This is a genomic window from Pseudonocardia benzenivorans CB1190, assembly GCF_000196675.2.
GTDB lineage: Bacteria > Actinomycetota > Actinomycetes > Mycobacteriales > Pseudonocardiaceae > Pseudonocardia > Pseudonocardia benzenivorans.
On sequence record NC_015312.1, the window covers coordinates 5,687,446 to 5,709,318 of the forward strand.

17 protein-coding genes and 1 pseudogene are annotated in these 21,873 nt (G+C 73.9%); 9 read left to right on the forward strand and 9 right to left on the reverse strand.

Annotated features, from left to right (window positions below; all coding sequences use genetic code 11):
- Positions 1-330: 330 nt before the first annotated feature.
- Both PSED_RS26740 and PSED_RS26745 read right to left on the reverse strand, forming a co-directional pair.
- A pseudogene (locus PSED_RS26740) lies at positions 331-1,581 on the reverse strand (DNA polymerase Y family protein); the annotation flags it as partial.
- Between the two features lie 68 nt (positions 1,582-1,649).
- The gene (locus PSED_RS26745) at positions 1,650-2,339 is read right to left on the reverse strand and encodes a hypothetical protein (protein ID WP_049803765.1); all 690 of its coding nucleotides are present in this window, start codon (positions 2,337-2,339) and stop codon (positions 1,650-1,652) included.
- Between the two features lie 277 nt (positions 2,340-2,616).
- Between PSED_RS26745 and PSED_RS26750 the strand changes: the two genes are divergently transcribed.
- Together PSED_RS26750 and PSED_RS26755 are read left to right on the forward strand one after the other, a co-directional pair.
- The gene (locus tag PSED_RS26750) at positions 2,617-3,780 is read left to right on the forward strand and encodes a glycosyltransferase family 2 protein (RefSeq protein ID WP_013677365.1); all 1,164 of its coding nucleotides are present in this window, start codon (positions 2,617-2,619) and stop codon (positions 3,778-3,780) included.
- Between the two features lie 4 nt (positions 3,781-3,784).
- Complete coding sequence (locus PSED_RS26755; RefSeq protein WP_013677366.1) at positions 3,785-3,967, forward strand: hypothetical protein; 183 nt, start codon at positions 3,785-3,787, stop codon at positions 3,965-3,967.
- A gap of 28 nt (positions 3,968-3,995) precedes the next feature.
- On the opposite strand, the gene purH is transcribed toward PSED_RS26755, so the two are convergent.
- The 6 genes from purH to sucC all read right to left on the reverse strand — a co-directional run bounded on the left by purH (position 3,996) and on the right by sucC (position 11,494).
- Positions 3,996-5,555: a bifunctional phosphoribosylaminoimidazolecarboxamide formyltransferase/IMP cyclohydrolase gene (gene purH, locus PSED_RS26760; RefSeq protein ID WP_013677367.1), complete on the reverse strand. Its 1,560-nt coding sequence runs from the start codon at positions 5,553-5,555 to the stop codon at positions 3,996-3,998.
- Positions 5,552-6,193, reverse strand: coding sequence for a phosphoribosylglycinamide formyltransferase (purN, locus tag PSED_RS26765; protein ID WP_013677368.1), 642 nt, complete (start codon positions 6,191-6,193; stop codon positions 5,552-5,554). Before purN ends, purH begins: the two co-directional genes overlap by 4 nt.
- 122 nt (positions 6,194-6,315) lie before the next feature.
- Positions 6,316-8,448, reverse strand: coding sequence for a cell division protein PerM (locus PSED_RS26770; RefSeq protein ID WP_013677369.1), 2,133 nt, complete (start codon positions 8,446-8,448; stop codon positions 6,316-6,318).
- 78 nt (positions 8,449-8,526) lie between these two features.
- Positions 8,527-9,315 (reverse strand): DUF5336 domain-containing protein, encoded by a 789-nt coding sequence (locus tag PSED_RS26775; RefSeq protein WP_013677370.1) that lies wholly within the window; start codon positions 9,313-9,315, stop codon positions 8,527-8,529.
- A gap of 116 nt (positions 9,316-9,431) precedes the next feature.
- Complete coding sequence (sucD, locus tag PSED_RS26780) at positions 9,432-10,319, reverse strand: succinate--CoA ligase subunit alpha (RefSeq protein WP_013677371.1); 888 nt, start codon at positions 10,317-10,319, stop codon at positions 9,432-9,434.
- Between the two features lie 2 nt (positions 10,320-10,321).
- Positions 10,322-11,494, reverse strand: coding sequence for an ADP-forming succinate--CoA ligase subunit beta (sucC, locus tag PSED_RS26785; protein WP_013677372.1), 1,173 nt, complete (start codon positions 11,492-11,494; stop codon positions 10,322-10,324).
- Positions 11,495-11,740: 246 nt separating this feature from the next.
- Here sucC and PSED_RS26790 point away from each other — a divergent pair, with 246 nt between their 5' ends.
- Together PSED_RS26790 and PSED_RS26795 are read left to right on the forward strand one after the other, a co-directional pair.
- Positions 11,741-12,697: an esterase/lipase family protein gene (locus PSED_RS26790; protein ID WP_013677373.1), complete on the forward strand. Its 957-nt coding sequence runs from the start codon at positions 11,741-11,743 to the stop codon at positions 12,695-12,697.
- Positions 12,698-13,064: 367 nt separating this feature from the next.
- Complete coding sequence (locus PSED_RS26795) at positions 13,065-13,817, forward strand: M23 family metallopeptidase (protein ID WP_013677374.1); 753 nt, start codon at positions 13,065-13,067, stop codon at positions 13,815-13,817.
- A gap of 24 nt (positions 13,818-13,841) precedes the next feature.
- Here the strand turns inward: PSED_RS26795 and PSED_RS26800 are convergent, their stop codons facing one another.
- Complete coding sequence (locus PSED_RS26800) at positions 13,842-16,244, reverse strand: UvrD-helicase domain-containing protein (protein WP_013677375.1); 2,403 nt, start codon at positions 16,242-16,244, stop codon at positions 13,842-13,844.
- 219 nt (positions 16,245-16,463) lie between these two features.
- On the opposite strand from PSED_RS26800, the gene PSED_RS26805 reads away from it, so the two are divergent.
- The 5 genes from PSED_RS26805 (at position 16,464) to istB (ending at position 21,822) form a co-directional block, all read left to right on the forward strand.
- Positions 16,464-16,748 carry a chorismate mutase gene (locus PSED_RS26805; RefSeq protein WP_013677376.1) on the forward strand — a complete coding sequence of 95 codons (285 nt, stop codon included), beginning with the start codon at positions 16,464-16,466 and terminating at the stop codon, positions 16,746-16,748.
- A 57-nt stretch (positions 16,749-16,805) separates the two neighbouring features.
- Complete coding sequence (locus tag PSED_RS26810) at positions 16,806-17,129, forward strand: hypothetical protein (protein WP_013677377.1); 324 nt, start codon at positions 16,806-16,808, stop codon at positions 17,127-17,129.
- A 735-nt stretch (positions 17,130-17,864) separates the two neighbouring features.
- Positions 17,865-18,920: a hypothetical protein gene (locus PSED_RS26815; protein WP_041760027.1), complete on the forward strand. Its 1,056-nt coding sequence runs from the start codon at positions 17,865-17,867 to the stop codon at positions 18,918-18,920.
- Between the two features lie 467 nt (positions 18,921-19,387).
- Positions 19,388-21,034 carry an IS21 family transposase gene (gene istA, locus PSED_RS26820; RefSeq protein WP_013677379.1) on the forward strand — a complete coding sequence of 549 codons (1,647 nt, stop codon included), beginning with the start codon at positions 19,388-19,390 and terminating at the stop codon, positions 21,032-21,034.
- The gene (gene istB, locus PSED_RS26825; RefSeq protein WP_013672251.1) at positions 21,031-21,822 is read left to right on the forward strand and encodes an IS21-like element helper ATPase IstB; all 792 of its coding nucleotides are present in this window, start codon (positions 21,031-21,033) and stop codon (positions 21,820-21,822) included. The genes istA and istB overlap by 4 nt, the downstream gene beginning before the upstream one ends.
- Positions 21,823-21,873 lie beyond the last annotated feature (51 nt).

A 21,873-nucleotide genomic window follows, 5' to 3' on the forward strand; every position in this document is an offset into this window, starting at 1 on the left:
CGGCTCCCAGGCCCCGCCCTCCCGGCCCCCGGCCTCCCCCGCACCCGGCGCCGCGCCCCTGCCATCACGAGCCGAGCCCTCCACGCCCGAACCATCACGAGCCGAACCATCCGGAGCCGAACCATCTGGAGAACCACCCGGAGCCGAACCCGACGAACCCGGGCCCGACGAACCCGGGCCCCCTGCGAGACACCCCGCTGCCGGGTAGCCGTCGAGATCGCGGTCGGGGCCGTCTTCGAGGGCGTCGGCCAGGACGTCGGCGAGAGCGTCGGCAGGGTCGTCCTCCGGGAGGTCGGGAACCGGGTCCTGCGGCCCACCGGCCACCCCGTCGACCACCGGTGGCCCGGGTGCCGGGACGAGCGGACCGGCGCGGTCGTCGGAGATTCCGTCGAGGGTCCCGCGTGCGTCGCCCCACGGCACCAACCGAACCCGCTCGGCGGGGTCGCGCCCTCCGGTGAGCACGGCGGTGACCACCCCCGCGGGCCCGAGCAGCGCCTGGGCCCGGACGAGCGCGCGCCCGGCCCGCTCGTCGGCCACCCCGACCTCTCCCCACAGCCCGAGCTGCAGTGCCCCCGCCGTGACGGTCTCCTCCGGGGTCAGCCGCAGCCGCACGACCGCGCCCGATCCACCGCGGGTCAGCCAGGCGTCGAGCTGCCAGCGCACCCGGTCGACCGTTCCCGCCGGGGTGAGCGGCTCGGCACACCGCCAGACGCGCAGCAGCTCCTCCCCCGACGCCGTCGTCGCCGCGACGCCGAGCCGGGTGCAGGACAGGCCGTGGCCCGCGAGGACCCGGTGCAGCGACTCGGCCAGCCCGCGGGCCGCGAAGGCGGCCGCGTCGACCCGGTCGACCGGTGGGTCGAGCTCCAGCTCGACGGCCAGCTCCTCTGGCGGGTGCCTGCGCACGGGCGGGCGGGGATCGAGCCCGCGGGCGAGCCGGTGGGCCAGCACCGCGTCGGCGCCGAACCGGGAGGCGACGTCGGCCGCCTCGAGCGAGCCGAAGGCGCCGAGGCTGCGCAGCCCGAGCCGGCGCAGCAGCCCGACCAGCTCGGAACGGTCGACCTCCGGCTCCCGGTCGAGCTCCTCGACCCCCATCGGCGCGAGGAACGCCCGGGTGGCACCGGCCTCGACCGAGACCCCACGACGGGCGGCGAGCACCGCGGCGAACAACCCGTCGGCCACCCCGATCTGGCACTCCACCCCGGTCCGGGCCGCCACCTGGTCGACCAGCCGCTCGGCAGCGGCCAGCTCCCCGCCGAAGAATCCCGCGGGCCCGCGGGCCGGCAGCGCCACCAGCCCCGGGCGGACGACCTCGACGCCCGGCGCCAGCTCCTCCACCGCGACGACGACGGGTTCGAACAGCCGGGCGTCGCGCTCCGGGTCCCGTCCCAGCACCGCGAGCTCCGGGCAGCGGGCCTGGGCCTCCCGGCGCCGCAGCCCCCGTCGCACCCCCTGCGCGCGGGCGGTGGCCGAGCAGGCCAGCACCCGGTTGGCCACGACCACCGCGGCCGGCCGGTGCGACGGCACGCCCTCGGCCAGTGCCGCGGCCGTGACCGGCCAGTCGGGCGACCAGAGGGCGAGCACCCGGACGGGCCGCTCCCCGCTCACCGGCTCCGACCCGCTGGGCAGGGACGCGCTCCCCCGGGGCGCGCTCACACCGCCGCCCTCGCGGCGGCCTGCAGCGGGACGGACACGGCGTCGTTCGCCGGCGGCTCCACGGCCCCGGACCCGCCGGGCAGTTGCATCCCCGCGGTCCGACCGTCGGGAGCGATCCCGCGTCCACGGACCCGGACCTGCACGTGCCGCGCCCGCAGCCGTCCCGCGCCCGCACCCACCAGCCCCTGCCACGCGGCGCGCGTGCAGCTCAGCTCCAGATCCGCTCCCGGCCACACCCCGAGCGCGACCAGCACCGCACCCCGCTGCCGGACCCGCGCGGCCAGCCGCTGCCGGTCGGCCGCACGGACCCCGGCCCGCTCGTGGCCCGCCACCGCCACCAGGTCGAGCCCGTCGACCAGCGCGGCGACCACGGCGACGAGATCCCGCCCCGGCCGGGGCACGAGCGCCAGCCGATCCAGCCGGACACCGGCCTCGGCCGCGGCGAGCAGCCCCAGGTCGGGACGGCCGACCACCCCGGCCCACGCCCCGCTCGCGGATGCCGCGGACAGCAGCGCGAACAGCAACGACGTCGACCCCGGGCCGGCGCCGACCGCGACCGTCGACCCCCGGCGCAGCCCGCCGGCGGGCAGGACCCGCGCCAGCGGGGCCGCGACGGGCAGGACCCGCCCGTCGTCGCCCGGGGTGGGCGACGCGCGCGCCCCCTCCGACCGGGCCGGTCGCTCCATCCGCCGCAAGAGGCCCCGTGCGACCTCCAGCCGGCTCGCCGCGTCCACCCCGGCGGGAACTGCCCCAGGCGCCACCACACACCCCCTGTTCGAACTGATGTTCGAATAATAGGGGCGTCTCCCGGCCGCCTCAACCCGGCCTGTGGACAACTCCGACTACCCGTCACCGACACTCACTCGATCGAGGAATGCCGTCACAGGTCGCGGTCACTGTACGAATAACCGGCCGGCGCGAACCCCGCCCGGCGGCCGACTTCGACTCGTTGGAGCGACAGACGTGACGCGGGGTCAGAAACGCCGGAGCCAGCTCGCCGCCCTCACGCTGGACCTCCCACCGGCGCCCCTCGACGATGCTCCCACCGGAACCAGGCCCCGGATCGTCGCCCTCATCCCCGCACACGACGAGCAGCGCGCCCTGCCCGAGGCGCTCGCGTCGCTGCGCGACCAGACGACCGCGCCCGACCGGATCGTCGTCGTCGCCGACAACTGCACCGACGACACCGTGCCGGTGGCGCGCCGTCACGGCGCGGAGGTACTCGAGACCGTCGGCAACACCGACCGCAAGGCGGGTGCCCTCGGCCAGGCGCTCGACGCCCTGCTCCCGGCGCTGGCCGACGACGACCTGCTGCTCGTCGCGGACGCGGACTCGATGCTCGTCACCGGGTTCGTCGAGACGGCGCTGCGCACGCTGCGCGACGACCACACCGTCGGCGCCGTCGGCGGGGTGTTCCACGGCGAGGCGGGGTCCGGGCTCGTGGGGGCGTTGCAGCGCAACGAGTACGCCCGTTACGCCCGCGAGATCGCGCGGCGTGCCGATCGCGCCACGGTGCTCACCGGGACCGCGACGCTGTTCCGGGTCGGCGTGCTGCGCGAGGTCGCCGCCGCACGTGGCACCCGGCTACCAGGGCCCGCCGGTCGCGTCTACGACCCCGCCGCACTCACCGAGGACAACGAGATCACCCTCGCCGTCCGCACGCTCGGATGGCGGACGGTCTCCCCGCCGGGTTGCGGCGTCCTCACCGAGATCATGCCGACCTGGGCCGACCTGTGGCGGCAACGGCTGCGCTGGCAGCGCGGGGCCCTGGAGAACCTGCGCGGGTACGGCCTCAACGTCGTCACCGCGCCGTACCTCGCCCGGCAGGCCGGGATGTACGCGGGCATCGTCGCGGTCGGGCTGTTCCTGCTGGCCACGGCCCTGTTCGCGACGGCGGGCCTGCTCGGCCCGCCCACCGGGTTGTGGATCGCGGTGACCGCGGTGTTCGTCGTCGAACGGGTGTGGACGGTGCGGGCCCGCGGCTGGCGCGGGATGGCGCTGGCGCTGCCGATGGTCGTCGAGTTCGGCTACGACCTGTTCCAGCAGGCCGTCTTCCTGCGCGCCGCGGCCGACGCACTGCGCGGCGACCGCGCCGACTGGCACCACCTCGCACCGAGCGGGGCGTGAGGGGTTGTACGCCAAGGTCTGCGCGGCCACCGGCGGCATCGCGGTGCCACTCGGGCTGGCCGGCTACGCGGTACCGGACCTGCCGTGGCCGCTGGCCCTGCTCTGGCACGTCGTCGCCGTGACGACCCTGCTCGCCGCGGCCCTCGCCCTGCGCCGGATGCTCCCGAGAGGGCGGGGCCGCGGGTGAGCGCGGCACGCGCTCAGCTCAGCTCAACTCAGTGCGCGAAGTGCCGCGTGCCCGTCAGGTAGAGCGGGACCCCGGCCGCCGCCGCGGCGGCGGTGACGACGTCGTCGCGGATCGAGCCGCCCGGGTGCACGACGGCCGCAACACCCGCCTCGAGCAGGATCTCCAGGCCGTCCGGGAACGGGAAGAAGGCATCGGACGCGGCGACGGACCCACGGGCGCGCTCGCCTGCCCGGGCCACGGCGAGCCGCGCCGAGTCGACCCGGTTGACCTGCCCCATCCCGACGCCGACGGCCGCGCCGCCCGACGCCAGCAGGATCGCGTTGGACTTGACCGAGCGGCAGGCCCGCCAGGCGAAGCGCAGGTCGGCGAGCACGTCCTCGGACACCGGCTCGCCGGCCGCGAGGGTCCACGACGACGGGTCGTCACCCGGTGCGTCGATGGCGTCGCGCTGCTGCAGGAGCAGCCCGCCGGAGATCGCGCGCTGCTCGACGCCGGTGCGCCGGACGACGCCGTCGATGCGCAGCAGCCGGACGTTCTTCTTGCGCGACAGGATCTCCAGCGCCTCCGGCGCGTACGACGGGGCGAGCACGACCTCGGTGAAGATCTCGGCCACCTGGGTGGCCATCTCCGCGCTGACCTCGGCGTTGACGGCGATGACCCCGCCGAACGCGCTCAACGGGTCGGTGGCGTGGGCCTTGCGGTGCGCCTCGGCGACGTCGGCACCCACGGCGATGCCGCAGGGGTTGGCGTGCTTGATGATCGCGACGGTCGGCTGCTCGCCGTGGTCGTGCGCGGCGCGCCAGGCGGCGTCGGCGTCCACGTAGTTGTTGTACGACATCTCCTTGCCGTGCAACTGCTCCGCGCCCGCGAGCCCGCCCCGCCCGTCGGCGTAGAGCGCGGCGGCCTGGTGCGGGTTCTCGCCGTAGCGCAGCGTCGCCGAGCGCTGCCAGGTGGCGCCCACCCACTCCGGGAACGGGCCGCCCTCGGGGTCGGCCGCGAGGACGCTGCCCATCCAGGAGGCGACGGCGACGTCGTAGGTCGCGGTGTGCCGGAACGCGTCGGCGGCGAGGCGCCGACGGTCGGACAGCTCGAAACCGCCCTCCTTGACCTGCTCGAGCACCCAGGCGTACCGCTCGGGATCGACGACGACGGCGACGCTGTCGTGGTTCTTCGCCGACGCCCGGACCATCGCCGGGCCGCCGATGTCGATCTGCTCGACGCACTCGGCCGGCGTGGCTCCCGACGCGACGGTCTCGGTGAACGGGTACAGGTTCGACACGAGCATGTCGAACGGCGCGATCCCCAGCTGCTCGAGCTGCGCGAGGTGCTCGGGCTTGCGGGTGTCGGCAAGCAGCCCGGCGTGCACGCGCGGGTGCAGCGTCTTGACCCGGCCGTCGAGGCACTCGGGGAAGCCCGTCAGCTCCTCGACCGGGGTCACCGGGACGCCGGCGTCGGCGATGCGCTGCGCGGTGGAGCCCGTCGAGACGATCTCGACGCCCAGCGCGTGCAGCCCGGTCGCGAGGTCGAGCAGTCCCGCCTTGTCGTACACGCTGATCAGGGCCCGGCGGACGGGTCTGCGCTCGCTCACGGAAGGTCACCTCTCGTCCGGTCGCGCCCGTCGCGGACGAGCGCGGCGACGGTGCCCACCAGCAACCGCCGCTCTGTGATCTTGATGCGTTCGTGCAGTTCGGCCTCGGTGTCGCCGGGCAGCACCGGGACCGCCTCCTGCGCCAGGATCGGTCCGGTGTCGACGCCGCTGTCGACCAGGTGCACCGTCGCGCCGCTGACCTTGACCCCGTGAGCCAGCGCGTCGCGGACCGGGTGCGCCCCGGGGAACGCGGGCAGCAGCGCGGGATGGGTGTTGATCATCGGGCACGGCACGCCGGCGAGGAAGGCCGGGCCGAGGATGCGCATGAAACCGGCGCTGACGACGAGCTCCGGGCGGTGTGCGACGACGGCCTCGGTGAGCGCGACGTCCCAGGCCGCGCGGTCCGGGTGCGCGCCGAGCGGGACGGCGAACCCCGGGATGCCGGCCGCGTCCGCGCGGTCGAGGGCACCGCAGCCGGGCCGGTCGCTCCCGACGGCGACGATCTCCGCCGGGTAGCCGGGATCGGCCGTCGCGTCGATCAGGGCCTGCAGGAGGGTGCCCGTCCCCGACGCGAGGACCACGATCCGGCTGCGGACCGGGCGCGCACCGCGCAGGGCACTGCCGGACGACGCGGGCACACCACTCCTCGGCAGAAAAGACAAGCGGACGTCTGTGTCGAGAGTAGGCGGCGGCGGGCGTCACACCGTCGCCGCCCCGTCCCGGACGGGTGTCGCAACCGCGCGAAGGTCCCGGCCGACGCTCAGGACCCGTTGCGGCGCTGGGCCTCCCGGAGCGCGACCAGCTCGGCGACAGTGCGCGGCGCGGCGGCGGGCTCGTCGGCATCCTCGCCGTCCGCCACGTCATCGACGTCCGGGTCGGCCGCCCTGGGGGCGTCGTCGTCGCCGGATCTACGGCGCAGCAGCCTGCCGCGGATCACCCCACGACGGCCCCTGCCGGGCGCCTCGACCTCCGGCCCCTCGGCGTCCGGCCCCTCGCCACCGGGCCCGTCATCACCGGCAGCGTCATCACCGGCAGCGTCATCACCGGGAACGGCGACAGTGGAGGCCACGGGTGAATCCGGGGCAACGGCGGCGGCGCCGGCCGCCGGCACCGGATCGTCGTCGATCGCGCGGCGGCCGGGCTCGTCGTGGTCCTCGCCACCGTCCTCGCCACCGTCCTCGCCACCGTCCTCGTCCCCCGCCGCGGCGGCCGCGGACCCGTCCGCGTCGGACCGGCCGTCGGGATCGTCGTCCCCGGGATCGTCGTCCTCGGGATCGTCGTCCTCGGGATCGCCGTCCCCGGGATCGCCGTCGACACCGTCGACGCCGCGCGCGCCCTGCCCCTCGCCCACCTCATCGTTCCCGGACTCGAGCTCGACGCCTTCCGAGCCGTCCTCGAAGTCGTCGGAGTCCTCGAAGTCGTCGGAGTCGTCGGAGTCGCGATCGAGATCCTCGGACCCGATCTGCGGGACCGCGTCGCCGTCGCCGGTCGCGGACCCGGCGGGCTCGTATTCCTCGCCGCCCGGCTCGTCGTCGTCCTCGATCTCCTCGAGGTCGACGTTCCCGGTCCGCCGGGCGAGGGCGGCTCCGGGGGCCGACCGCTGGAACGTCGCGATCAGCAGCGCCGGCCCCCCGATCCACAGCAGCACCGCGGGCGCCAGCAGCTCGGGACGCAACCGGATCGGATCGAAGGGGCCGGCGGCCAGGCGTCCGCCCGCGAACACCGCGAGGACCACGACGACCAGCACGAGCAGGACCGCGGCGACGGCGGTGGCCCGCAGCCGGGTCCGGACGTCGGGGGTGTCGGCCAGGGCCCGTCGGCAGACCGCGCCGACCGTGACGCCGACGGCCACCGGGACGAGCAGGACGACGATCGCCCACGCCGGGGGCGCGGTGTCCGGCATGGCCGCGAGCAGCGGGAACGGCATCCGCGGGCCGGCGCTGACCGCGAACGGCGACGCCGACGCCGTCCCGACGACGACCCCCGGCCCCAACAGCCAGGACGCGCCCGCGAGGACGGCGTTGGGCAGGTAGGCCAGTGAGAGCAGGAAGGTGCCGAGCGCAGCGCCGAATCCCGGCCCGAGCGTGACGAAGGCGCGCTGGATCTCGCCCGCCCGGACGACCATGTCCACGGTGAGGACCGCGGCACCCGCCGCGACGAGCGCGACCAGTCCGACGGCGGCGCCGTGCAGCGCCGCGCCACCCCACGACGGGATGCGGGCGCGCCACTCGGCGGGCAGCCCGCAGGCGCGCAGCAGTCCCGCGCCGGTGGCGAGCGCGGCGAGCAGACCGGCCCCGACCATCGCCGCCCACGGCGCGACGGACACGGCCGCCGCAGCCGGGAGGAGCGCACTGGCCAGGACCGCGACCGCCGCGTGGGCACCGGCGTGTGCGGCGAGGACGGCACCGCCGTCGGTACGCAGCCGGCCACCGAGGCGCCGGACCGCCCAGCGGGCCCCACCGGCGATCACGAGGACCAGCACGATCGTCGGGAGCAGCGGCAGGACGCTCAGCGGCGCGCCCTGGACCTGCAGCGGGATCTGGTGCGCGGCGAGCCACAGCGGGATGGCGGCGGCGAAGGCGCCGTCGACGGACATCCCTGATCCGGACGTGAGGACGACGAGTGCGGCGGCCGGGACGAGCAAGGCGTAGCTGACGAGCACAGTGCCCATCGCGGCGGCGAGCAGGACCCGGAGCCGATCGAGACCGTCGGACGGCGACTCCGCGGCGGCGGCGAGCACGTCCGCCCCGGGAGCGTCGTCGCCGGGCAGGTCGGCGCGGCGGCCGTCGGGCCCGCGGGTCCGCGCACCGGCGACGTCGGCACTCCGAGCCCTGCGAGCACCGGCGGAGACCTCGGCCGGCCGGCCTCGGGACGGGGCGGTTCGGCGGCTCACGCGGTCCAGACTCTCAGCGCGGCGCGTCGTCGGCGGTCAGGCACGCCGGGCGGGCGCGTCGGGCTTGGTGCAGGTCACCTACTGCTGCGGCGGTGTCTGCGGACGGTTCTCGCCGGTGGAGAGGGTCTGCGTCGCCTCGGCAGGGGGCGACCCGGCGGGCTGCGACCCCGTCGGGGACTGGCCGGGCGGCGGGGCCGGCGGGGTGGCCTGAGGGCCCGTGGGCTGCTGGCTGCCACCCCAGCCGTGCGCCCCGTACGTCGACGGGGCAGGCGGCTGGCCGAAGCCGCCGGCGGGCTGCTGCGGGGCGTAGGGCGGCGGCGGCGCGTACCCGGGCGGCTGCTGCTGGACGTATCCGCCCTGGTAGCCGCCATAGGGCTGCGGTCCGGGCTGCCCCGGCTGGCCGTAGCCGGGCGGCGGGCCGTAGCCCTGCGGTGTGGCCGGCCTGGGCGCCGGGGGCTTGACGATGCCGAGGTCGAACAGCACGACCAGGACGGCGCCCGCCGCCTGAAGGAGCGCCAGCACGAGCACGACGATCATGATCGCGGGCAGCGAGGCACCGGCCGACCCGCCGAACGACCCGAGCAGGCCCGCGACGGAGTTGCCGAACAGCACGGCCTGCAGCACAGCGAGCGCCCCGACGACCGTGACGACCGCACCGGGGATGAGCAGCCCGCGGCGGATCGCGGCGGCCGCGACGAGCAGCCCACCGATCATCAGCAGCTGCTGGCCCTGCACGAGGTAGAGCAGGAACGCCGAGGAGAAGGAGCACAGGTAGACGACGATCCCGAGAGCGCCGACGCCCAGCGCGGCGAGCCGGGCCGGTCCGGCCAGACCCGCGTTCGCGGGCTGCTCGGTCTGCTGAGTCATCGACGTCCCCCTCGGCGCACCCGTTGCGCGCGCTCGTCGTTGCTACATCGATTTCGACGGTACCCGGCGCGGCGGACCCACCGTCGGCGGGCCGCCGCGCCGCGACGCGGTGGCGCTCAGAGCCCCGCGATGATCTCCCGCATCAGCGCGGCGGTCTCGCTCGGCGTCTTGCCGACCTTGACCCCGGCGGCCTCGAGGGCCTCCTTCTTGGCCTGCGCGGTGCCGGCCGAGCCGGAGACGATGGCGCCGGCGTGGCCCATCGTCTTGCCCTCGGGGGCGGTGAAGCCCGCGACGTAGCCGACGACCGGCTTGCTGACGTTGGCCTGGATGAAGGCCGCCGCCCGCTCCTCGGCGTCGCCGCCGATCTCGCCGATCATGACGATCGCGGCGGTCTCGGGGTCGGCCTCGAACGCCTCGAGGGCGTCGATGTGGGTCGTGCCGATGACCGGGTCGCCGCCGATGCCGATGGCCGTCGAGAAGCCGATCTCGCGCAGCTCGTACATCATCTGGTAGGTCAGCGTGCCCGACTTCGACACCAGCCCGATCTTGCCGGGGCCCGCGATGTCGGCCGGGATGATGCCGGCGTTGGACTTGCCGGGGCTGATGATGCCGGGGCAGTTCGGGCCGATGATCCGGGTCTTGTTGCCCTTCGCGACGGCGTGCGCCCAGAAGTAGGCCGAGTCGTGCACCGGGATGCCCTCGGTGATGACGACGGCCAGCGGGATCTCCGCGTCGATCGCCTCGATGACGGCGTCCTTGGCGAACTTCGGCGGCACGAAGACGACGCTGACGTCGGCGCCGGTCTCCTTGATGGCCTCCTCGACGGTGCCGAAGACCGTGAGGTCCTTGCCGCCGATGGTGACGGTGGTGCCCGCCTTGCGGGCGTTCACGCCGCCGACGATGTTCGTGCCCGCCGCCAGCATCTTGGTGGCGTGCTTGGTGCCCTCGCCGCCGGTGATGCCCTGGACGATGACCTTGCTGTTCTCGTTGAGGAAGATCGACATGATCAGGCCCCCGCAGCCGCGAGCTGGGCGGCCTTGTCGGCCGCGTTGTCCATCGTGTCCACCTGCGTGACCAGCGGGTGGTTGGCCTCGTCGAGGATCCGGCGCCCCTCGATGACGTTGTTGCCGTCGAGCCGCACGACCAGCGGCTTGGTGGCCGCGTCGCCCAGGATCTTCAGGGCCTCGACGATGCCGGTGGCGACCGCGTCGCACGCGGTGATGCCGCCGAAGACGTTGACGAACACGCTCTTGACGTCGGGGTCGCCGAGGATGACGTCGAGGCCGTCGGCCATGACCTGGGCCGACGCGCCGCCGCCGATGTCGAGGAAGTTGGCCGGCTTGACCCCGCCGTGCTTCTCGCCGGCGTACGCGACGACGTCGAGGGTCGACATGACCAGGCCCGCGCCGTTGCCGATGATCCCGACCTGGCCGTCGTCGAGCTTGACGTAGTTGAGGCCCTTGGCCTTCGCCTTGGCCTCGAGCGCGTTCTCGGTGCGCTCGTCGACCAGACCGGCGTGGTCGGGGTGGCGGAAGTCGGCGTTCTCGTCCAGGGTGACCTTGCCGTCGAGCGCGATGACCTTGTCCTGCGGGTCGCGCACGAGCGGGTTGACCTCGACCAGCGTCGCGTCCTCGGAGACGAAGGTCTCCCACAGCTTGACGATGACCTGCGCGGCCTCCTCGGCGACCGCGGCGGGGATCTTCCCGGCGGCGACGATCTCGTCGGCCTTCGCCTTGTCGACGCCGGCGATGGCGTCGACGGGGATGCGCGCGAGCGCGTCGGGGCGCTCGACGGCCAGCTGCTCGATCTCCATGCCGCCCTCGGCCGAGCACATGGCCAGGAAGGTGCGGTTGGAGCGGTCGAGCAGGAACGAGAAGTAGTACTCCTCGGCGATGTCACTGGCGGTCGTCACCAGGACGCGGTGGACGGTGTGGCCCTTGATGTCCATGCCGAGGATGGCCCCGGCCTTCTCCTTGGCCTCGTCCGCGTTCTCGGCGAGCTTGACACCGCCCGCCTTGCCACGGCCGCCCGTCTTCACCTGCGCCTTCACGACGACCGCGGTGCCCAGCTCGGCGGCGGCCGCGGCCGCGTCGTCCGCGGTCTCGACGGTCCGGCCCGGCAGCACCGGGACTCCGTGTGCGGCGAAGAGTTCCTTCGCCTGGTACTCGTACAGGTCCACTCGGCTCTCTCCTGATCACTCCGGTGTGCAGGCGGCCGGCGCGTGATCGAACGCGTCGCCGCCGCCGACCATCGGACTCGACCGTGTTCTCGCCCCAGGACCCTAGCCATGCGGAGCGCACCGTCCCTGACCTGGGCCGGTGAGACCAGTCACCTTGCCGGTGGGGCTGCTCACACCGCGTGATGCCGCCGTTCGGGGAGGTGTCCGCGATGGGCAGGACGGGCGTTTCTGACCTACCGTCTCCCCATGGCGTCGGCGCCCAGCGCGCGAGCCCGCCTGGCCACCGCGGCCGGCGGGGCGCGGACGCTCGCCCGGGAGGCCGCTCGCGCCGCCGGCTACGCGGCCCGGACCTTCGGCTCGCCGGGCGGGCTGCGCGGGATGGCGGTCGAGAGCGCCTGGCTCGTGGCGCACGTCGCGTCCTACCCGCTGGGCCTCATCGCCGAGACGATGCAGGACCCGGACCACTACCGCACCGACGTGCTCCCGCCCCGCATGCGCAGCCTCGTCGTGTCCGACGTGGCGGCCGCGGGGACGCCGATCATCCTGGTGCACGGGATCATGGACAACCGCTCGGTGTTCAGCGTGTTCGGCCGGGCGCTGCGCCGCCGGGGCTTCGGGCGTGTGCACGCGGTCAACTACGGCGTTCTCACCGGAGACCTGCGCGACGCGGCGCGCGAGCTGCGCAGGGCCGTCGAGGACGTCCGTGCGTCGACGGGCGCGGAGAAGGTGCACATCGTCGGCCACTCGCTCGGCGGCATGATCGCGCGCTACTACGTGCAGCGGATGGGGGGCGACGAGGCCGTCGACACGCTGGTGACGCTGGGCAGCCCGCACACCGGGACGGCGACGGCCTACCTGATGCCCACGCCGCTCGCCCGCCAGCTGCGTCCGGGCTCGGAGGTACTGACCGAGCTGGCCGGGCCCGCCTCGCGGTGCCGGACCCGGTTCCTCGTCGTGTGGAGCCGCCTCGACGAGATGGTCGTCCCGCAGGGCAACGCGCGGCTGACCCACCCGGACCTGTGGGTCGAGGAGCTCGAACTGCGTGACGTGGGTCACCTTTCACTACCGATCGACCCGCGAACGGTGCACTGGGTGGCCACGGCGCTCGCCCGCAGCGACGCCCGCACTGATCACTTCACTCGCAGGTCGCGCTCCCGACGGGCGACGAATGCCACGATGCGTGACCGATCCTCACCCGCCTGAACCCGTTCGGGTGCACCTGCGCACACGCCCCTGGGGGATTTGCCCCGGCACCGCGGAGCCCGCTAGTTTCGCGACGTCCGTGTCACGGACGGGTCACGACAGGTGACGGAGCCGGCCCCGAACCGGTTCCGCCGAGGGTCTCCCCAACCCGACCTGCCCGCCCCGACCGTGCAACGGGCTGCCTCATCGGTATCGAGAAGGGCAGTTCTTGTCGCGCCACCGCTCCCCACGCGGCGCCGACCAGGACCTCCACGCACACCCGCCCGCGGGCGCTCGTGCGGTTGCAGGAGGACACCGGTTACCGGCGCCTCCGTCGCCGTCCATCCGTGGGCGGGCGACGGTCGCCTTCGCGGCGGCCGGCGCGGTCGTGGCCGCGGGACAGTCGTTGGCGTCGCTGTGGAGCGCCGCACACCCGGTCGACGCGCCCTACGCGACCCTCTCGACCAACGCGATGATCCCGGTGGAGACCGTCACGCCCGCCGCCCCCGCGACCAGCGCAGGCGCGCCCCGCGCACTGCCCGCGATCGGTGCCGCCCAGCTCGCGTCCGTGGCCCCGGGCGAGTCGCTCGACCCCGGCGAGGACGTCGACGTCGCCAACCTCACCAAGGCCGTCGACATCGGCGCGAAGATCGCCCAGCAGGCGAACCTGCTCAAGCGGGCGCTCGCCGCCGGCGCGCCCGAGGGCGTGCTGTGGAACGGCGCCGCCTACGTGCTGCCGACCGTCGGCCGCTTCACGTCCGGCTTCGGCGCCCGCTGGGGCGTCACGCACTACGGAATCGACCTCGCCAACAGCATCGGCACCCCGATCTACGCGGTCACCGACGGCGTCGTCGAGGAGTCCGGACCGGCCAGCGGCTTCGGCCTGTGGGTCGTGCTCAGGCACCCGGACGGCTCGCACAGCGTGTACGGCCACATCAACCGCAGCCTGGTCACGGTCGGCCAGAAGGTCACCGCCGGCCAGGAGATCGCCGAGATGGGCAACCGCGGCCAGTCGACCGGCCCGCACCTGCACTTCGAGATCTGGGCGCCCAACGGCACGAAGATCAACCCGGTGCCGTGGCTCGCCGCCCGCGGCATCAGCGTCACCGGCTCGGGCAACGACGGGCCGACGCACGACTGACCGTCCGCGCGGTCCCGCCGCCGCTCAGAGCTTCTGCAGCGGGACCCCGCCGATCAGCATCAGCCGCACCGTCCCGGAGCTGCCGAAGTCGATCGTCACCGTCGCGCGGGCGCCCGCGCCGTCGGACGCCACGACCGTGCCCAGGCCGTACTTGTCGTGGTTGACCCGGTCGCCGACGTCGAGGCTGATCGTCGACTGCTGCAGCGTGCGTTCGGGGACCCGCCAGTCGCCGCGGTCGGTCGCGCCCGGACGGCGACCGAACCCGAAGCGCCCCACCGGGGCCGCGGGCCGCCGGGTCTCCTCGCGACGCCAGTCGACCAGCTCGGCGGGCACCTCGTCGAGGAACCGCGACGCGGGGTTGACGCTCGGCTGCCCGAACGCCGTGCGCACGATCGCCCGCGACAGGTACAGCCGCTGCTGGGCCCTGGTGATGCCGACGTAGGCCAGCCGCCGCTCCTCCGCCAGCTCCGCCGGGTCCCCCAGCGCGCGCATGTGCGGGAACACCCCGTCCTCCCAGCCGGTGAGGAACACGACCGGGAACTCCAGGCCCTTGGCCGTGTGCAGGGTCATCAGCGTGACCATGCCGGAGTCGTCGTCGGGGATGGAGTCGGCGTCGGCGACCAGGGCGACCCGCTCCAGGAACGCCGCCAGCGAGCCGGGCGCGGGCGCGCCGGCGTTGGTGTCGTCGGTGTCGAGCGCGGTCTCGCCCGACCCGATGACGGTGCCGTCGGGGTCGGAGGCGCCGCCGTCGAGGAGATCGGCGACCGCGGCGTCGCCCGCGAACTCGCGCGCGACCGTCACCAGCTCCGCGAGGTTCTCCAGCCGGGAGCCGTCCTGCGGGTCGTCGCTCGCCTCGAGCTCCGCGACGTAGCCCGTGCGGCCGTAGACGGCCTCCAGGATCTCGGCCGTGTCGTCGCCGCGGTCGACCAGCTCGCGCAGGTCGTCGAGCATCCGCTGGAACTCGGCGATGTTGCGCTGCGACCGGGTGGCCAAGGCCGGCAGCTCCTCCGGCTGCTCGGCGGCGATCCGCAACGCCCGCGAGAACGACGTGCGGTGCCGCTCGGCGTACTCGGCGACCAGCGACTCGGCGCGGTCACCGATGCCCCGCTTCGGGACGTTGAGGATGCGCCGCAGGCTGACCGTGTCCTCCGGGTTGGACAGCACCCGCAGGTAGGCCAGCGCGTCGCGGATCTCGCGCCGCTCGTAGAACCGCACCCCGCCGACGACCTTGTACGGCAGCCCGACCCGCAGGAACACGTCCTCGAACACCCGCGACTGTGCGTTGGTCCGGTAGAAGACCGCGACGTCGCAGTTGCGGAACTCCCCCGAGTCGACCAGCCGGTCGATCTCCCCGGCGACGAACGAGGCCTCGTCGTGCTCGTTGTCGGCGACGTAGCCGACGACCTTCTCCCCGTCGCCCTGGTCGGACCACAGCCTCTTGTCGCGACGGTTGGCGTTGCGCGCGATGACGGCGTTCGCCGCCGAGAGGATCGTCTGCGTCGAGCGGTAGTTCTGCTCCAGCAGGATCGTCCGGGCGTTCGGGAAGTCCTGCTCGAACTCGACGATGTTGCGGATGCTCGCGCCGCGGAACGCGTAGATCGACTGGTCGGAGTCGCCGACGACGCACAGCTCGGCGGGCTCCGCGCCCGGGCTCGCCGGCTCGACCAGCTGGCGGACCAGCTCGTACTGCGCCTTGTTGGTGTCCTGGTACTCGTCGACGAGCACGTGCCGGAACCGGCGCCGGTAGTACTCCGCGACGGCGGGCAGCCGCGCCAGCAGCGACACCGTCTCCATGATCAGGTCGTCGAAGTCGAACGCGTTGGCCTGCCGCAGCCGCGACTGGTAGCCGACGTAGACCTCCGCCACCCGGCGCTCGAAGTCGTTCCCGGCGCGCTCGGTGGCGTCGTCGGCGGACAGCAGCTCGTTCTTGAGGTTGGAGATCTGGGCCGCCAGCCCGCGGGCGGAGAACTTCTTCGGGTCGAGCTCCAGGTCGCGCGCGACGATGCCGACGAGCCTGCGCGAGTCGTCGGCGTCATAGACCGAGAACGCGCTGCGCACGCCGAGGTGCTTGGCCTCCCGGCGCAGGATGCGCACGCACATGGAGTGGAACGTCGACACCCACATGGCGTTGGCCCGCCTGCCCACCAGCGCGTCGACGCGTTCCTTCATCTCGGCCGCGGCCTTGTTGGTGAACGTGATCGACATGATCTCGCCGGGGTGCACGTGCCGTTCGGCCAGCAGCCAGGCGATCCGGTGGGTGAGCACCCGCGTCTTGCCCGAGCCCGCCCCCGCGACGATCAACAGCGGTGAGCCCGCGTGCGTGACGGCCTCGACCTGGCGGGGGTTGAGGCCCTCGAGCAACGCGGCACCCCGCTCCGTCGTCGGACGGGCCGGGTTCTCGGACGGCAGTTCGAACAGCGCGCTCATCGTTCGAACACGGTACCGGCGAGGGACGACGGTGCGTGCCGCGGCGTGCGTGTGGCAAACTCGTCGGCGTGTCGGTCAGCGCCTCGCGATTTTTCTACGGGTACCGGATTCCGGTCCCCGTCGCCGCCTGACGCAACAGAGCCCCGACGCCCCGGAGTCCATCGGACCCGGGGCGCTTGCATGTCACGGGCCGGTGGACCGCGCACCCAGGAGGAGAACATGTCCGTGAACACCGAGCCCGCCGCCGACACCGACGACGCCACCGACATCGACGCGCTCCGCCGCGAGATCGACCGGCTCGACGCCGAGATCCTGCGCCTGGTCAAGGAGCGCACCGACGTCTCCCGGCGCATCGGTGCCGTCCGGATGGCGGGCGGCGGCCCGCGCATCGTCTACAGCCGCGAGATCCACGTGCTCGCCCGGTTCCGCGAGCTGGGCGAGGAGGGCCGCGAGCTCGCGATGCTCCTGCTGCGCCTCGGCCGCGGACGCCTCGGCGGACGCTGACGCCCGGACCACCCGAAATCCCGCCACCGGCGGCCTCTGCGGTGGCACAGTGGAGTCATGGGGACCGTCTTCGGCATCGTCGCTTTCGTCATCGCGCTCGTGGGAACGCTCGTGGCGCTCGGCCACGTCGGATACCTCGCGATGCTCAACAAGAGTGCGAAGGAGCGCGGCCTGTCCGGCGGCGCCACCAGCGACTACGTCAACAGCCGGTGGAAGGTCGCCGGCGGCACCGCGCTCGTCGCGCTGATCGGCCTGCTCTTCACGACGGGTGGGGTCGTGCCGGACATCATCGGCATCCTGCTCGCCGGCGGCGCGGGCGTCGCGGCGAAGGGCGCGCTCGACGCGACGCGACGCGAGTTCCGCGGCCAGTTGCCGCGCTGACCGGCCCGCCGCACGGGGTCGGCCGCACGGGTTCGGCGGCCGCACGGGTTCGGCGGCCGCACGGGTTCGGCGGCCGCACGGGTTCGGCGGCCGCACGGGGTCGGCCGCACGGGGATCGACTCAGCAGGATTGGCCGCCCCTGGTCGGCCAGGCCGGGGGATCGGCTGCGCTGGATCGGCCGCAGGGGATCGGCCACGCAGGATCGGGCGCGCGGCGTCACGCGCGCTCGGTTGCGCCGTTCGCAGTAGACCGACGGTCACGCAGGCCGTCCGAGCGGTCGCGACGCGTGATCTCCCCCGACCGGGTGGTCCTCGGGCGGAAGGTCCTTTCGGCGCCCTCGACGGCGGCCGTTCGGAGGCACCGCTCGGCGAATCGTGCCGATCGACCCAGGGGGCGGCGGGACGAACGGTCCAGAGTCCGCCACTGCCTGGCCGTTCGCAGCGACCGCCGGGCGCGTGAGTGATCGACTGCGGACTGCGACCAACGGCTCAACGGTCGCCGGGAGTCGGTGAGCGGAAATCGCGCTTTCAGCGCCTTGTCGATGAGCGGGCGAGTAGCACTTGGTGAACATTCTGTGCGTCCGGTAATTGTGGTCGGGTCACTTCACCCGAAGGAGGACGACAGATCGTGGTCGCGTTCGCTCAGCGTCGTGGCTCTCGTCAGGAGCCGAGCTTCGTCTCTGTCGGAGAGCTGTTGCGGCGCAACATTCCTGCGGCTGACGCCGACAACGACGACGTGACCACCGATCCGGCCGCCGTTCCCGAACCGCGCGAGCCCGAATACGTCTCCGTCGGCAGCCTGCTCCGCCGCGAAGGCCGCGCCCCGCATTCCTTCGACCGCCCCCTGAAGCCCCGGGCGAGCCGCGCGGAGAAGTCCGCGGACGAGCTCGCCGCGAAGCGCGCCGCCGGGCGGCGCAAGACGACGGCCGCAGCCGCCGCCATGCTCACGATCGGCGGCGTCCTCGGCGCCGCCGTCCTCACCGACGCGGCCTCCAACTCCTCGGCCGCTCAGGACCAGCTCGACGGCAGCTTCCCCGGCCGCGGCATCCCCGGTGACGGGGCCGCCGCGGCGCTGCCGTCCTCCGGCGGAGGCAACGCGCTGAACGCGGGTGTCGGCGCTCCGACGTCATGGATGAACGTGGCGTTCCCGTCCTCACTGCCCTCGGGCTCGCCGCAGGCCGCCGCGTTCGGTGGCGGTACGGGCGGCAGCGCCGGGGGCACCGGCGGCCTCCTGTTCGGCAGCGGCGGCACGGGCGCCCCGGGTGGCGTCGCCCCGGGTGCCGGTGGCGCCACCACGCCCGGCGTTGGCGGCGGTACGGGCGGCCCGGGCGGGAACAGCTCGACGCGACCCAGCGACGTCACCACGCCGCAGAACAACCCGGTCCTGGAGCAGACGGTCGACAGCGTCACCCACCCCGTCTCCCAGGTGGTGGAGCAGGTGGGCGGCCAGACCCCGCTCAAGCCGGTCACCGACCGCGTCGCCGGCGCGGTCGACGGCGCGGGCAAGGGCCTCGGCAAGACGGTCGGCGCGGCGGGCGGCCTGGTCACGAAGGCAGCGGAGCCGGTCACCAAGCCCGTCCTCGAGCTCGCCGCCCCGGTCACCGACACCGTCACGAAGGTCCTGCCGCCGGTCGCACCCGTCGTCGCGGCGCTCAAGCCGTCCAACCCCGCACCTGCGGGCGGCACGCAGCAGTCCGTCGTCGAGACCGTCGGGCGCGGCGCGCAGGGCGTCGTCGAGGGAGCTGGTGAGACCGTCGGCGGGCTTCTCGGCGGCCTGACCGGTCGTCGATGACCCCCTGAACCTCGGGTCGCCTGCTCGGCGACCTGTACCTGATCGGTGTCCCGCCCGGTGATCGCCGAGGGAGGGAGTGAGCGCACCGACTGCGCTCATCCCTGTTCCGCCGATCCCCGGTGCTCGGCCCGGTTCCGCGGGGCCCGGCCACCCGCCCTCCCTGTGCGGTGATCGCCGTCTCCGGGACATGGGCGCCACCTGCTGCGCTCACGTCCCGGTTTCGATGATCACGCGGCCGGGCGGCCGGGCTGATCGCGTGGCCCTGCCGAGACGCCCGAACATGCGGTGATCGCGGTTCCAGGGACATGGGCGCAGCAGACTGCGCCCAGGTCCCTGTTGACAGCGGCCAGTCCAAACTCCCCGTAGGCGGCCATTTACCGCCCCACTGATGGCCAGCGATCTCCCCGCTGGCGGCCAGATATCTCCCCGGTGATCAAGCATCCGATGCCGGTGGTGAGGGTCTGCCGGTGAAGCGAGACGAGGAGATCATGGAGATCCTGGAGGCGTTCGACCTCACGGGCAGTTACCGCGCCGCCGCGGAGTTGGCCGGTTGTGATCACCACACCGTCGCCCGCTATGTGGCGCTGCGGGAGGCCGGTCAACCCCCGGTCGCTCGCGAGCACCGGGCACGACCGATCGATGAGTACCTGGACAAGATCGAAGAACTGGTGGTGCGCTCCGACGGGCGGGTGCGCGCCGACGTGGTGCACGAGCGGCTGCTCGCGATGGGCTTCACCGGCGGGGAGCGCACCACCCGCCGCACCGTCGCGCAGGTGAAGGCCCGGCTGCGGGCCGGGCAGCGGCGGGTGTTTCGGCCGTGGGTGGTCGAGCCGGGGCTGTGGCTGCAGTGGGACTGGGGCGAGGGCCCCCGCGTTGCCGGGCGCCGCACGAATCTGTGGTGCGCGTGGCTGGCCTGGTCGCGGTTCCGGGTCGTGCTCGCGGTCTTCGACCGCACCCTGCCCACGATCGTGGCCTGCATCGACACCACGCTGCGCCGGCTGGGCGGGGTGCCGACCTACGCGCTGACCGACAACGAACGCACCGTGTCGGTCGATCATGTCGCGGGGATCGCGGTGCGCCACCCGGAGATCGTCGCGGTCGGGCGGCACTACGGGATGACGATCCGCACCTGCGTGCCGGCGGACCCGCAGTCCAAGGGCGGGTCCGAAGCGACGGTGCGGATCTCCAAGGCCGACCTCGTCCCGACCGCGGCGAACCTGCTCGAGGAGTACCGCACCTTCGCTCAGCTTGAGACGGCGTGTCGAAGCTTCTGCGAGCAGGTCAACGCGCGGCCGCATCGGGAGACCCGCCGCCCGCCGGTCGAGGCGTTGGCCGAGGAACGCACCCGGCTGCATCCGTTGCCCGATCGGCCGTTCACCGTCGCGTTCGGCACGACCCGGCGGGTGAACTGGGACGCCACCGTCTCGGTCGACGGGGTGCGCTACTCGGTGCCGCATCAGCTGGTCGACACTCGAGTCTGGGTCCGGTTCCACGGCGACGACCTGGTCATCACCGCCGTCGATGCCCCGTTGGAGGGGCACGGACCCGGCAGCGGCCCCACAGAGGTCGCCCGCCATGCCCGCTCGACGCCGGGCACGCCCTCGATCCGCGACGAGCATTACCCGCCACCCACCACGGCCGCGAACGCCGCCGGAGAACGCACCCCACGCGCGGGCAGTGCCGCGGAGGCCGAGTTCCTGGCGCTCGGCCCGGGCGCAGCGTCCTGGCTGGTCGAGGCGGCCGGGGCGGGTGCGCGCGGGGTGCGCCGGAAGATGGCCGAAGCGGTCGCGCTGGCGAAGCTGCACCCACCCGGCGAGGTCGACCGCGCGCTGGGCACGGCCGCGGTCGCGGGCCGGTTCGCCGAGAACGACGTCCTGCGCATCCTCGCCCACCAAGCCGGCCGCAACGTCAACAAGCCCACCATCCGCGCCAGCGAGGACCACAGCTTGCAACCCGGCACTTCCGCCTGGTCCGGCTTCGGCATCACCCCACCACCCGAAACCGACCCGTCAGGGCTCGACCCGGCAGGGCTCGACCCGGCAGGGCTCGACCCGGCAGGGCTCGACCCGGCAGGGCTCGACCCGGCAGGGCTCGACCCGGCAGGGCCGTCATGAACGCGGCCACCGGATCAGTGCCGGCATCGGGCGGGGACCCGCTCGCCGAGGCCGTCGCGCTGACGCGGCGGTTGAAGCTGCCCCACATCCGCCGCCACCTCGTCGAACTCGTGCCCACCGCGCGAGCACAACGCTGGGACCATGCCGAGCTCGTCCGGGTGCTGCTGGCCGAGGAAGCCGCCGGCCGCGACGCGACGAACCTGCGCACCCGCCGCCAACGAGCTGGGTTCCCCGCCGGCAAGACGTTGCACGACTGGGACGCGGGCGCGTCCTGCATCCCGCGCCCCACCCAAGACGCCCTCACCTCGCTGGAGTGGGTCAGCCGGCGGGAGAACCTCTGCGTCTGCGGGCCGTCCGGGACCGGGAAGTCCCACTTCTGCGAAGCCCTCGGTCAGGCCGCGGTCGAGACGGGGATGACCGTGGCCTGGTTCACCATCGAAGACCTCGGCGCCCTCGTGCGTCGTCACCGCGCCGACGACTCGATCACCCGCGCACTCGCGAGACTGATCCGCACGGACCTGATCATCGTCGACGACATCGGGCTCCTGCCGGTCAGCCCGGACGCCGCGGAAGGGTTCTACCGGCTCGTCGATGCCGCCTACGAACGCCGCTCCCTGGCCATCTCCAGCAACCTGCACCCGTCAGGATTCGACGAGATCATGCCCAAGACCCTGGCCACCGCCACGGTCGACCGGCTCCTGCACCACGCCCACATCGTCGTCACCGACGGTGACAGCTACCGGCTCGCACAAGCCACCGCCGGCAAGGGGGTGAGCCCGTTGAGCTGACCACGCACGACCGAGGCGGGGAAATATCTGGCCGCCGTCGGGGAGAAGTAT